Below are 12,979 nucleotides of genomic sequence, written 5' to 3'. Positions count from 1 at the left end.
TGTTGGCGCAGGTTGCAGTCCTTCCCGGTATATTTAGGATTTGTTCACCTTTTCGATAGACCCATGTTGGTCAGGGGATCGAAGTCATCCGCCGCAAAAGGAACGCCGTGCCCTTTTCTGCCCGCGCCACTGCATTGCGATCGACCGCCCTGTCGGTGTCACTCTCGGTGTCCTTGGCCGCCGGCCTGACACTCGGATGGGCTCTCGCCGGACATAGCGCTCTCGCCAAGGACCAGGCCGCTGGGTCCAAGGTTTCGGGATCCAAGGCTCCCGCGACCAAGGTTCCGGTGCCGAAGGCGCGTCCGATCGCGCGCAGCGCGGTTCCGAAGACGAACACCCACGAGGCCGCCGGGACCAAGAGCGAGGTCGACGCGCGGGCCGAAGCGAAGGCCGAGGTCAAGAGCAGCCCCAAAGGCGCCGGCGAGACGCCGCGCGCGGCCCCGAGGGACATCACCCCCAGCGCGGCGGCTGCAAGCCTGCCGGCCCGCCAGCATGCCGCCCTGCCCGCCTCCCGCAAGCTCGTGGTGCCGGCTGCGATCGCCGTGACGTCCTCGACCTCGCAGTCCGACAAGGACGCGCTCGAAAACGTGATCGAGCTCGTCCGCAAGCGCAAGCCCAGCGATGCCACCGAGGTCGTGCAGGCGATCTCGGATCCCGTGGCGCGCAAGCTCGCGGAGTGGGTGATCCTGCGCAGCGACAACAACAATGCCAGCGTGGAGCGCTACCGCGCGTTCATCACCGCCAATCCGTCCTGGCCGTCACAGACCTTCCTGCGGCGCCGGCTCGAGGCCGCCTTGTGGGACGACAAGCGCGACGATGCCGTGGTGTGGTCTTGGTTCGAGAACGAATCGCCGCTGTCGGCCAAGGGCAAGTTCGCGCTGGCCCGGGTGATGCTCAATCGCGGCGACCGCGCCAATGCCGAGCGCCTGGTGCGCGATGCCTGGCGCAACGACGCGATGTCCGAGGAGACCGAGAACAACATTCTGGATCAGTACGGCGCCCTGCTGTCCGGCGGCGATCACAAGGCGCGGATGGACACGCTGCTGTATGGCAGCGAGCACGAGGCCGCGATGCGCGCTGCCCGGCGGCTTGGCTCGGGCCACGTGGCGCTCGCGAAAGCGCGAATCGCGGCCTATCGCAAAGCCTCCAACAGCCAGAGCCTGCTCGATGCCGTGCCGCGCGAACTCCACGGCGATGCAGGCTACATCTTCAGCCGCATCCAGCTGCTGCGGCGCGACGAAAAATTCGCCGAGGCGGCGCAGCTGATGCTGAACGCGCCCAAGGATCCCGGCCGCCTGCACAATCTGGACGAATGGTGGATCGAGCGCCGACTGCTGGCGCGCAAGATGATCGACACCGGCGAATATCGCAGCGCCTACCTGATCGCGCGCGACGCGGCGCTGCCGAACCGCGACATCTACAAGACCGAGCAGGAATTCACCGCGGGCTGGATCGCGCTGCGTTTCCTCAACGATCCGGCCACCGCGGCCCAGCACTTTGCACGGATCGGCGTCGGCAGCGTCAATCCGACCACCCTGGCTCGGGCCGGCTATTGGCAGGGCCGCGCGGCAGAAGCGATGGGGCGCATGCAGGAGGCGCGCGCGGCCTATACGTCGGCCGCCGAGCAGTCCACGAGCTACTACGGACAGTTGGCGCGCGCGAAGCTCGGCCTGCCGCAGCTCGGCCTCAATGCCGCGCCGAGCGGCCGCGGACGCGGCGTCGAACGGCTCGAGGTGGTGCGCGCGGTACAACTGCTCTACGAGCTCGACGAGGGCGAGGTCGCGATCCCGATCTTCGCCGACATGGGCGATAACGGCGACCCCGACGTGCTGGTCGGAATCGCGGAAATCGCCGCGCGAAACAGCGATGCGCGAGCGATGCTGCTGGTCGGCAAGGCCGCGCTCAATCGCGGACTGCCGTTCGATCATTACGCCTATCCGGTCACGGGCATCCCCGCGTTCCGGGCGCTCGGGCCGGAGGTCGAACAGAGCGTGATCTTCTCGATCGCGCGCCAGGAGAGCGCCTTCAACCAGGCCGTGGTCTCGCCGGCTCAGGCCTACGGGCTCATGCAGGTCACGCCGGATGCGGGTCGCTACGTCTGCAAGCGCGCCGGCGTCAGCTTCGATCTGAACCGGATGAAGACCGACCCGGTCTACAACGCGCAGCTCGGCGCGGCCGAGCTTGGCGGCCTGCTCGAGGACTATCGCGGCTCGTACATCATGACGTTCGCGGCCTACAATGCCGGCCGCGGCAGCGTACGGAAATGGGTCGAGCGGTATGGCGACCCACGCGATCCGAAGGTGGACGCGGTGGATTGGGTCGAGCTGATCCCGTTCGCGGAGACCCGCAACTACGTGCAGCGGGTGATGGAGAACCTGCAGGTCTATCGCGCCCGCTTCGGCGGCGGCTCGCGGCTGCAGATCGAGGCCGATCTGCGCCGCGGCGCTGTGGTGGAGTAGCGAGTAGCGAGTAGCGAGTAGCGAGTAGCGAGTAGCGAGTAGCGAGTAGCGAGTAGCGAGTAGCGAAGCCTGGGCTCCGCTCCGTCGTCAACTGCTATTCGCTACTCCCTATTCGCCATTCGCCCGCACTTACCAGTTGCGCTGGGCACGCACCAGCAGCGAGACCGAGTCCTGGTCCTTCAACTGGTAGGTCGTGGCCGGCTTGGCGACCGCCGCGACCGCCGGTGCGTTCGCCACGCCGGTGAACTTCTGGTCCAGCCGGGTCCAAGCGACGTCCGCAGAGAAGGTCAGATTCTTGACCGGCGTCCAGCGCGTGATCACACCCACCGTCGAGATGTTGAAGTCGGGGTTGCAATTCGCAGGCGTGATTCCGAGAGCGACCATGCCCGCACCGTTGCAGATCAGTCCCTTCGCGGTGTTGTTGTATCTGACGCCGCTCCAGGAGCCGTAGACCGCCGTATTCCAGAACGGATCCCAGTTGTGGGTAAAGGCACCCCGGAAGCCGTAGGTGGTGGTCAGCTGCTGCTGGGTATTCGCCCCGAACACCGAATCTGACACGCCGGCGAAGCCCAGGCTCTGGAAAGCGCCGGCCATGTTGCTGCCGCCGTACATCGCGTAGTTGATCGGCGCGAGGCTCTGGAAGTTGTAGCGGCTGGCACCGTTGGTGTAGACGCCCTGCAGATTGATGGTGTCGCCGGCGCCGGTCGGGATGTTCTTGATCGACAGGGCGAGCTGACCGGCATAGCCCCATTTATCGGCTGGATGCCCGGTCGTCTCGTTGGCACCGAAGAAGGCGGCGTGATTGTCGTGCGCCGCGAAGGACGCCTGGAACAGGCCCCAGGCCTGATCGACGCGCACCATGCCGACGATGTCGGGCGCGACGTTGCCGCCGAAATTCGACGTGCCATAGCTGCCGGTGAGCACGCCGGCGGCCGTCTGTCCCGCCGTATTCCAGATCTGCGACTGCGAATACTGCGTCGCATCCTGGGCCGAGATCGCGGCCGTGATGCCCGAGCCGAAATCCGCGGTGTAGGTGAACTGGTTGACGCCGGTGATGGTGCCGCCGCCTCCCGTCAGACCGTCGAAATTGTTGCCGGGGTAGTTGGCCCAGGGCGCGTCGAACTGCGACACGGCCTTACCCATGGTGAAGCCGGCGAACTGGATGAAGGCATAGAAGACGCCGATCCCGCCTTGCGCGATGTTGCCGTCAGCCTGCGCTCCAGGCGCGCCCGCCGTCGAATAGGCAGTTGCGCCCGTGGCGGAGCCGGTACCGGCATAGCTGCCCCCGGTCCACTGGAAGACACCGTCGAAGAAGGTGCGCACGACGCCATATTCGGTCGCGGTGCGGGTGTCGATGTTGAGGTCGGCGCGCGAACGCGTCGTGTAGTAGTTGCTGAGACGATTTCGCCCGCCGGCGACGCCGTTCACGGCATTCTGGAAGATCGTATTCGTGCCGAAGCCGGCCTCGACCCGCAGATAGCCGCCGAGCTTGATGCAGGTGTCGGTGCCCGGAATGTAGAAAAATCCGGCGCCGTACATCGAGCAGACCCTGACATACTCGACCGCTTTGGCCTTGATCGGAAGGTCGGCGGCCTGAGCCCCACCCATGGCGAGCAACGCCGCCCCTGAGCCCAAAACAAGGCTCCTCACAGTCTTCATACTAACCTCCAAATTGCTCAGTTCAGACCGGCCCGGCTCGACATCGAACGACCGCCCCAACGGTCAGCCCGTCTCCAGCTGCACCACAGTGCCCGCGCATAGCGTTGCAGTGGGAACGATCGCGAGGCAGAGTTGGTGCTTTATCGGACCATTCTCGTGACCGGCCGGATCACGCATGTGGCACGGCCGCGGCACGGCGCGCGGTCGCCGGATCTCCAAGAGTAATGTGTCGGGGAAGACTTTCGCCGCCGAATGCGTGTCGCGGTCGTGGCGGGAATGCAGCAGGACGGACGTCGAGAACCGCGGCGAGCGCGAGGCTCAAACTCTCTGGCCCCGTCATCCCGGCGATCGTGGCACGGGCCCTCGCCCGCCCGAGATCACGCAGGCCAAGCTTGGCTCAAACGCGCGGTCGAACCGAGCGAACCCGCTGACCGCCTCTCACGGATGTTTGAGCCGCATGGCCACGAGGCGGTCGCGAAATTCCATCCAGATCGTATTGCGTCGCGTGGCCGCGCGGTGTGGTTCTCGGGCGGGTCTGCAGCATGTTTGTCAGCGACAAAGCGGCACGGTGAGGAATGCGGGTCTCGGTGCTGGAGCACGCGCTGGCGAGGCAAAGAAAAACCCCCGGCAGTTGCCTGCCGGGGGTTGGTCAAACCGTCGTGAGACGGTCTGGATCAGAAGTTGCGCTGAGCGCGGAGCAGCAGGACAGCCGACTGCTGATCCTTCAGCTCATACACCGCAGCCGGCTTGGCGACAGCGGCGGCAGCCGGGGCCGTGACCGAACCCGAGTGCTTCTGGTCGAGCCACGAGTAGGCGAAGTCGGCCGAGAAGGTCAGGTTCTTGACCGGGGTCCAGCGCGTGATCAGGCCGATGGTGGCCAGATCGAAGTCCGGATTACAGGTCGAACCCGCGTTGAAGGTCGCAACCACGCCGGGGCTGGTGCAGATCAGGCCCTTGGCCGTGCCGTTGTAGCGGACGGCAGCCCAAGACCCGTAGATCGCAGTGTTCCAGGCCGGGTTCCAGTTGTGGGTGTACGCACCGCGCACACCGTAGGTCGTGGTCAGCTGCTGCTCGCCACCCGTGGTGAACACCGAGTCGCCCACGCCGGCAATGCCGAGGCTCTGGTAGGCACCAGCCAGACCCGTGCTGCCGTACATCGCGTAGCTGTTCGGCATCAGGCTCTGGATGTTGTAGCGGCTCGCACCGTTGGTGTAGACGCCCTGCACGTTGATCGTGTCGCCAGGTCCGGTCGGGATGTTCTTGATCGACAGGGCCAGCTGAGCCGCCCAGCCCCACTTGTCGGCCGGGTGGCCGGAGGTCTCGGACGCGCCGTAGTAAGCGACATGGTTGTCATGCGCCGCGAACGACGCCTGGAACAGACCCCAGGCCTGGTCGACACGGACCATACCGACGAAGTCCGGAGAGACGTTGCCGCCGTAGTTGCTGGTGCCGTAAGCACCACCGATCACGCCAGCCGCCGTCGAACCCGCCACGTTCCAGAGGTTGTTCTGGTAGTAGGCGGTCGCATCCTGAGCCGAAACGGTGGCCGTGATGCCGGAGCCGAAGTCAGCGGTGTAGCTGAACTGATTGACGCCAGTGACCGTGCCGCCGCCGCCGGCGAGACCGTCGAAGTTGTTGCCCGGATAGTTCACCCAGGGCGTGTCGAACTGCGACACGGCCTTACCCATGGTGAAGCCGGCGAACTGGATGAAGGCATAGTACACGCCGACCGAACCCTGCGCGATATTGCCGTCAGCCTGTGCGCCCGGCGCACCAGCCGTCGAGTAAGCGGTCGCACCGGTGGCCGAACCCGTGCCGGCATAGCCGCCGGAGGTCCAGCTGAAGGTCAGGTCAGCGAAGGTACGGACCACGCCGTACTCGGTCGCCGTGCGCGTGTCGATGTTGATGTCCTGACGAGCGCGGGCCGTGTAGTAGTTGCTCAGGCGGTTATGCGCACCACCCTGGCCGCTGAACGTGCCGTTGAAGTCGCTGTTCGTGGCGATCGCCGTTTCAGCGCGGAGATAGCCGCCCAGCTTGATGCAGGTGTCGGTGCCGGGGATGTAGTAGAAGCCCGCACCATACAGGGAGCAAACCTTCACATACTCGACCGCTTTGGCCTTGATCGGAAGGTCGGCCGCCTGAGCCGCGGACATGGCGAGCAGAACTGCCGCCGAGCCGAGGACAAGGCTCTTAACCGTCTTCATTTAAACCTCCAAGTTGCTCTTTTGAGAAAGAACCGGACCAAGATCCCCCAGGACGATCCGCTTCCTCTGCTCCCGAAAAACCGCTTCAGCCGCTTCGCGCCATCGGACACACCCGCATCACGCGAGGGACTTAAGCGAACCACCTGTCACGGGACGATCGAGTAACCCCCCACCGTCATCAGGAACTATGCCTTCGCTCATTCGGTAAGCAAAATAGTTTATGCAGTCAGGTAATTGAATGAAGCCGAAATGTGTCTTGGGGGCAACACAATGGCAGCTTGTTGTGCAGCGCACGGGGGACGGCCGATGTCCTCCTAGATAAGTGATTTTGTTGCGGATTTTTTTTCTTTAGGGTCGAGCTTCGTACTGGAACTCCTGAGCAATGGCGCCCTTGAAGAACATGTCTGCCGCACCTGTGGAAGCGGACGCGCAACCGAAGACTGCCGAACATCTGCCGAAGAATCGCGACGCCATTCTTCGCTTCGCCCGGGAGATCTCCACGATCAACGTCCATCTGGAGGAGCTGAGGTACTTCTGGGCCAAGAGAATCGGCATCAGTGGCCCGCAATGGATGATCCTGATGGCGATCTCCGAGCTGGATCAAGGCGAGGGAGTCGCCGTGAATGCGGCGGCCAAGCGGCTGCACGTCGACCCTTCGTTCGTCACGACTCAGTCGAAGCTGCTCGAGAAGAAGGGCTTCATGGAACGCAAGCCCGCCCCCAACGATGCGCGCGTGGTCCGGATGTCGCTCACCACCAAGACATCGGAGCAGTTCGCCGAGCTGGAAGCTCAGCAGGCGCAGATCTTCAGCTTCATCTTCGAGGAATTCGACGCTCGCGAGCTGGCGACCTTCACGGACAAGCTGGCTGGCCTCAAGGACCGTTTCGAGAAGGCCAGCGCGCGACTCACGATGGGACTCTGAGCCCCCCCGAGGCGGTCACGGCCCGACCGCCTCTTACGGGGGAGCTGGAACAGACATGCGGTCGCGTCAGCCTGGAGGCCGCTGAGACCCCGCCAGACGCTTGGCGATCCAGTCGAAGACGAAGGCATCGGCCTCGAGCCAATCGGCGCCCGCGCTGGAGACGATCTTCAGAGTGATGTCCGGGTGCTCGCGCTTGATCTGCGCGATCAGCCGGGTTGCGATGTCGGCCCGCAGCCAGCCACGCTCCGGCACCGTCACCAGCAGCGGACACATGATCTGCCGGGCCGCCAGCCCATCGCTGGCGATCGACAGCCTGCCCCGCTCGCCCGCACCGGGTCGGCGCGACAGGAAGACGCGCTCGTGAATATCCCACAAGCCGGCGTCGCAGACCGCTGCAGCATAGCGCGGATCGAGTGCGATGCCGCGCGCGACGAAGGACGAGCTCCAGTCATCCGCCAGGATCGCGATCCGGCCTTCGTCCACGTCGTCACGGGACGTCGCGTAGTCCATCACGCTTGCGATGGCTGATTCGAGATCGCGACGGCCGACGATCTCCTCGAAGCGGCAGTCCGGTCCGCTGCCCAGCAGATCGACCACCAGCAGCGCCAGGCCGCGCTGCTCCGCATGGCCTGCAAGCTTGAACAGGGAGGTTTCCTTGCGACGGCCGGGCTCACCGATGCAGATGACGGTGGGCGCCCTGCCTGCCTCGCAACGCGCCGGCAGGAAATAGGCTTCGAGCGGGTAGTCGGCGCGCCAGTGAATTGTGACGACCTCTCCTTGCGGATCGGCACCGCGCAGGAATTCGCGCGCACATTCGCGCATGCGGGACAGCACGACGGCCTGGCGGGAGCGTGAGCTGCTGAACGGACAGGCCGCAGCCTCATAACAATCGATCGCGCGCGACCATTTGCGAAACGCCAGCTCGGGACGGCCGCTGCTCACGGCGTCGGCGGCGGCAGCCTTCATCGCATCCGCGCATTGCATCCACTCGCGATACCAGGACTCGTCGTCGCTGGCCTCGATCCGCTGCGCAACCGCCAGACATTCCGCAAGCTCGGCCCGGCCCTCGGGCCGCGCTTCCAGCAGCCGCGTGATGGCGCCCGCCAGATCGTCTTGGTCGGACCACGGACGCAGCACTCCCACAGAGCCTTCCGAACTCATCTTTGGACTCATTCCTCACTGGCGTGACGGTGTGGCCCCGTCATCTGGCGGTCATGGTGACCATCCGGCATTTCCCGGTCAAGCCGATGAGCAACGATTTTTGGAGAGACGATCGATGTTTGCGCTGACGGCACGGCCTGCGGAGATCACGCCGAGGCTCTGCAATCGAGACGCAACGTCAGATGCTGGGCGGCGAGGAGATCCCGACATGAAGAAGCCTCCGGCGGGGCATCGCCAGAGGCTTCCTGGGGTCTAACATCGTATGATCGTCGTCTTGCGTCGGTGGTGAATGATTACTCAGGCATGACAAAATTAGCTTATCAACTCATCTGTTTTCAACACCATTTTTAAAAAAATACCAGCACGCAGCCAAACTACTGAAACGAATGCGATTTTCGAGCCACAGGCAATTGGATCCCTTGCTCAATTGCCTCGATCCGCCGATTTGGCATCGATCGCTGCTTGAGCGAACCAGACCCGGTGCCGCGCCGGAATGGGCGCCCGCACACAAGCAAAAACCCCCGGCAGTTTCCTGCCGGGGGCTCTTGAACCCGATCAGACGATCAGGATCAGAAGTTGCGCTGAGCGCGGAGCAGCAAGGACACCGAGTTCTGGTCCTTGAGCTGATAGACCGCAGCCGGCTTGGAGGTCGTGGTCGTGGCCGGAGAAACGATGTTGCCCGAGTACTTCTGGTCCAGGTTGGTCCAGGCCACGTCGGCCGAGAAGGTCAGGTTCTTGACCGGGGTCCAACGGGTGATCAAACCGAGCGAGGAGATGTTGAAGTCGGGGTTGCAGGTGAAGCCTGCGCCCGCGATCGCACCCATCGCCGCGCTGCCGCAGATCAGGCCCTTGGCAGTGCTGTTGTAGCTCACGGCAGCCCACGAACCGTAGATCGCCGAGTTCCAGGTCGGGCTCCAGTTGTGGGTGTAGGCGCCACGGAAGCCGTAGGTCGTGGTCAGCTGCTGCTCACCGCCGGTCACGAAGACCGAATCGCTGACGCCAGCGAAGCCGAGCGTGCCGTAGACACCAGCCGTGCTGCTGCCGCCGTACATCGCGTAGGTGGTCGGCACCAGGCTCTGAGCGTTGTAGCGGCTCGCACCGTTGGTGTAGACGCCCTGGATGTTGATGGTGTCGCCGGGGCCGGTCGGGATGTTCTTGATCGACAAGGCCAGCTGAGCAGCCCAGCCCCACTTGTCAGCCGGGTGACCGGTGAGCTCGGTGGCGCCGTAGTAGCCGGTGTGGTTGTCATGCGCCGCGAACGACGCCTGGAACAGACCCCAAGCCTGGTCGACACGAACCATGCCGACGATGTCCGGAGAAACGTTGCCACCGAAGTTGTTGGTGCCATACGAGCCGCCGATGATGCCGGCCGCGGTGATGCCCGACACGTTCCACATGTTGGTGGTGTAGTACTGGGTCGCGTCCTGCGCCGAGATCGCCGCAGTGATGCCCGAGCCAAAGTCGGCGGTGTAGGTGAACTGGTTGACACCGGTCACGGTGCCGCCGCCGCCCCACAGGCCGTCGAAGTTGTTGCCCGGGTAGTTGGTCCAGGGCGCGTCGAACTGCGACACGGCCTTACCCATCGTGAAGCCAGCGAACTGGATGAAGGCGTAGTACACGCCGATGCCGCCCTGGGCGATGTTGCCGTCGGCCTGAGCGCCAGGAGCGCCAGCCGTCGAGTAGGCGGTCGCGCCGGTCGCGGAGCCCGAGCCAGCGTAGGTGCCGCTGGTCCAGGTGAACGTCAGGTCAGCAAAGGTGCGGACCACGCCGTACTCGGTCGCGGTGCGCGTGTCGATGTTGAGGTCCTGACGAGCGCGGCTGTAGTAGTAGTTGCTGTTACGGTTCATGCCGCCGGCAACGCCGTTGACGGCGTTGTTGTACTGGCCGTTGCTGGCGAACGACGTTTCAGCACGCAGGTAGCCGCCCAGCTTGATGCAGGTGTCGGTGCCGGGGATGTAGTAGAAGCCAGCGCCGTAAAGCGAGCAGACCTTCACATATTCGACCGCCTTGGCCTTGATCGGAAGGTCAGCTGCCTGAGCCCCAGACATGGCGACGAGAGCGGCCGCCGAGCCCAGGACAAGGCTCTTGATCGTGTTCATAATGTTAAACCTCCAAGTTGCTCAGTCAGGGAAGGTTCCGCCTCCGCTGGGTGAGAGACACCCTTGGGGTTGGACCCGTTATCCCTCTTCGACCCGTCGCTCAGCCGCTTCGCGCTATCGGACACACCCGCATGAACGCGAGGGACTTGAGCGAACGACCTAAACGGGACGACGTTGGGATGCCCCCCTTCGTCGTGCGAGCAGAATTACCGAAGGCCTTTGCACACGCAACAAAGGAACCATCATTGCGGCGCTCGAGCGGCGCCTTTTCGGACCGGTGTTGCACAAAAGGCACGGAACCGTGGTTCTGCGGGAACACCTAAGTGGCTGTTTATGTTGTCGTTTTGTGACAACGCAATTTGGGGGGCTCAAGGCCACGAGCACTCGCCCGCCAGGAACCCGCCCCAAGTCAGGCGTCTGGGACCACGAATCCAGCCCACGCGCTGAACGAGAATCGGGTTGGAGGACGATGCCGTCTGCGCCCCTGCCACCGGCCGCCTTTGCAGACGACCCTCTATATTAGGGGTCCTCCGTGTCAGGGACCATCGAGAGGGCCGGCGCCGCCCGTCGACTTCCACGCCGTGCCGCGGCCGATCAACGGCAGGCTCAGCTCGCATCGATGGCCGAAGGTGAAGAGCACCGTCCGCACCGGTCCAGCGAAGCCGCGGCCCTGTGAGGATTTCGAAACCGCATGCAATCTGCCGCTTGCGGCTCAGCGCGGCGTCGGGCATACCGACCCTCGCCGGAGACGTGGCCGAGTGGCTGAAGGCGGCGGTTTGCTAAACCGTTATAGGGTTGTAAAGCCCTATCGAGGGTTCGAATCCCTCCGTCTCCGCCAGCCGCCCGTGGGCGCGGCCAACAGCCCCTCCCCCTGATCATCCGCCTCAACGCCGAGCCGTTCACGCACCTGCCGGATCGCAACGGACCGTGGCCGTCGTGATCACGGTTGCCGCTCAATCACGCGCGGTTCAATCGAACAAGCCACGGCTGATGTTGATCACGAAGGCGGCGGGCACGCCGATGATGGTGCCGACGAACCCATAGCCGAGCGCAGCCCACCATGACGCTGCGCCTCCTGCTCCCATCACGGCACCATAGATGGCGCCGAGACCCGCACAGAGGGCGGTCACCACGACGAGGCGGCGGTCATTATGGGCCTCGACCCGCAGACGCTTCAACTCGCGCCGGCTCTGCACCGCAGGCCCGGCCGGCTCGGTCGATCCACAATGCGGGCACGCCACTGCGCTGAAGGAGACACCGCTGCCGCAGTCATGGCAGTCGATCAGCTCTTGCCGCCGCGCCTGTCGCCGTGCCTGGCCCATGCCGTCAATCCCGCTTGTCTGCGTCACACCGAACGACAGATAGGAGATTTATCGGCGCGCGACGAGGCCCGCTTCCGACGAGAATGAGCGATCGGGCGCGGGTCACCCAGCGCCCCGGTTCGCGGCCGGCAACTCTGGCGCGTGCGGTATACCTCGCGCCGAAAGCGAGAGCCGCCAAGCCGCGGCTGAGCTCGCTCAGTGCGCGGTCATCCAGGCGCGCGCCTCGCGCTGCGCGGTCGCGATCTCGGCATCCGACATCTGCTCGGCGACCTCGCGGCGCATTGCCACGGCGTCGACGCGCCCCCTGAGGGCGGCGAGATTGAACCATTTGTGCGCAGCGATCAGATCGACCATACCGTCGCGACCGCTCGCATAGAGCATGCCGAGCTCGAACAGCACATCGCCGCTGGCGCCCTGCTCCGCGGTGGTCACGTCATCAAAATTGAGTTGTCCCTGAAACATCGTCGCTCTCCTTCGCTCGAGGAGGCGGCCGGTCACCCGAGCACGCCCCCGTCCAACTGTTCAACGCCTGGTTATCCCCATGCCGTCTCGCGGCTTATGCGCGAAGGATGACCGATCAAGTTTGAAAGGCAGTTTAAACATCGTGCTGAACGAGCCCTGAACGCGGAGCCCCGCATTTTCCCGGGCCGGCTTCAATGCATTGATTCGAAATGGATTCTTCAACTCGGCAAAGAGCGGTTTACCGTTCTGTTTGGCAAACTCATAACCATCCGCGAAAGCGCCTCACCGCGCTGGCGCGGAGCGCACCACGCCGTTGGTCAACAGCCGCACCGGGACTGGACACGTCTCGACAGCACGTGCGGGGGATTGCGCAGCGCGGTACGAGCACGGCTGCGCCGAGCTGCTGATGATGATGCCGTTCGTCTATGGGAAGGTTGGAGGCACACAGTCGCCAAAGGCGCAGTGCTCAAGGATCGAGGGCGTCGGCGAACACGTCAGGATCAGATCCCACTCTGGCTGATAGCCGCTCGTGAGATTGCAGACCGGAAACGCGATCTGCACCGAACGAAGAAATCCTGTTTCTTCTGCCGGACCGTACCGCGAGCGAAGCCGCTCTCGAGTTCGATCCGACCGTTGACCTGATGTCTCGCCGACACCCTCTATCGTCTGTTGGAGCTTCAGGAGATCCGCC

The 12,979-nt window shown here is 64.3% G+C and carries 8 protein-coding genes and 1 tRNA gene; 3 read left to right on the top strand and 6 right to left on the bottom strand.

The features are described from left to right. Positions 1-107: 107 nt before the first annotated feature. The gene (locus ACQR13_RS30595) at positions 108-2,459 is read left to right on the top strand and encodes a lytic transglycosylase domain-containing protein (protein WP_315752948.1); all 2,352 of its coding nucleotides are present in this window, start codon (positions 108-110) and stop codon (positions 2,457-2,459) included. A 129-nt stretch (positions 2,460-2,588) separates the two neighbouring features. Here ACQR13_RS30595 and ACQR13_RS30590 read toward each other — a convergent pair whose 3' ends face one another. Next, the gene (locus ACQR13_RS30590; RefSeq protein ID WP_315711381.1) at positions 2,589-4,118 is read right to left on the bottom strand and encodes a porin; all 1,530 of its coding nucleotides are present in this window, start codon (positions 4,116-4,118) and stop codon (positions 2,589-2,591) included. A 674-nt stretch (positions 4,119-4,792) separates the two neighbouring features. Further along, a complete protein-coding gene (locus ACQR13_RS30585) occupies positions 4,793-6,322 on the bottom strand; it encodes a porin (protein ID WP_315752949.1) in 1,530 nt (509 codons plus the stop codon). A gap of 382 nt (positions 6,323-6,704) precedes the next feature. On the opposite strand from ACQR13_RS30585, the gene ACQR13_RS30580 reads away from it, so the two are divergent. Then, positions 6,705-7,244, top strand: coding sequence for a MarR family winged helix-turn-helix transcriptional regulator (locus ACQR13_RS30580; protein WP_315729363.1), 540 nt, complete (start codon positions 6,705-6,707; stop codon positions 7,242-7,244). A gap of 66 nt (positions 7,245-7,310) precedes the next feature. On the opposite strand, the gene ACQR13_RS30575 is transcribed toward ACQR13_RS30580, so the two are convergent. Further along, positions 7,311-8,405: an alpha/beta hydrolase family protein gene (locus ACQR13_RS30575; RefSeq protein ID WP_315752950.1), complete on the bottom strand. Its 1,095-nt coding sequence runs from the start codon at positions 8,403-8,405 to the stop codon at positions 7,311-7,313. 569 nt (positions 8,406-8,974) lie between these two features. Then, positions 8,975-10,504, bottom strand: coding sequence for a porin (locus ACQR13_RS30570; protein ID WP_315752951.1), 1,530 nt, complete (start codon positions 10,502-10,504; stop codon positions 8,975-8,977). 744 nt (positions 10,505-11,248) lie between these two features. Between ACQR13_RS30570 and ACQR13_RS30565 the strand changes: the two genes are divergently transcribed. Beyond that, positions 11,249-11,342, top strand: a tRNA-Ser gene (locus ACQR13_RS30565). A 130-nt stretch (positions 11,343-11,472) separates the two neighbouring features. Here the strand turns inward: ACQR13_RS30565 and ACQR13_RS30560 are convergent. After that, on the bottom strand, positions 11,473-11,826 hold the full coding sequence (locus ACQR13_RS30560) for a hypothetical protein (protein WP_315752952.1): 354 nt from the start codon (positions 11,824-11,826) through the stop codon (positions 11,473-11,475). Between the two features lie 195 nt (positions 11,827-12,021). Continuing rightward, positions 12,022-12,288, bottom strand: coding sequence for a hypothetical protein (locus ACQR13_RS30555; protein WP_315711373.1), 267 nt, complete (start codon positions 12,286-12,288; stop codon positions 12,022-12,024). Positions 12,289-12,979: the final 691 nt, after the last annotated feature.

Source organism: Bradyrhizobium sp. HKCCYLRH3059 (assembly GCF_051168035.1).
Lineage (GTDB): Bacteria > Pseudomonadota > Alphaproteobacteria > Rhizobiales > Xanthobacteraceae > Bradyrhizobium.
This window is presented reverse-complemented; position numbering and strand designations above follow the sequence as displayed.

Excerpts from the sequence above, each read along its gene's own strand:
- ACQR13_RS30570 (WP_315752951.1), bottom strand. The coding sequence starts at position 10,504 with ATGAACACGATCAAGAGCCTTGTCCTGGGCTCGGCGGCCGCTCTCGTC.
- ACQR13_RS30575 (WP_315752950.1), bottom strand. The coding sequence starts at position 8,405 with ATGAGTTCGGAAGGCTCTGTGGGAGTGCTGCGTCCGTGGTCCGACCAA.
- ACQR13_RS30555 (WP_315711373.1), bottom strand. The coding sequence starts at position 12,288 with ATGTTTCAGGGACAACTCAATTTTGATGACGTGACCACCGCGGAGCAG.
- ACQR13_RS30590 (WP_315711381.1), bottom strand. The coding sequence starts at position 4,118 with ATGAAGACTGTGAGGAGCCTTGTTTTGGGCTCAGGGGCGGCGTTGCTC.
- ACQR13_RS30585 (WP_315752949.1), bottom strand. The coding sequence starts at position 6,322 with ATGAAGACGGTTAAGAGCCTTGTCCTCGGCTCGGCGGCAGTTCTGCTC.
- ACQR13_RS30580 (WP_315729363.1), top strand. The coding sequence starts at position 6,705 with ATGGCGCCCTTGAAGAACATGTCTGCCGCACCTGTGGAAGCGGACGCG.
- ACQR13_RS30560 (WP_315752952.1), bottom strand. The coding sequence starts at position 11,826 with ATGGGCCAGGCACGGCGACAGGCGCGGCGGCAAGAGCTGATCGACTGC.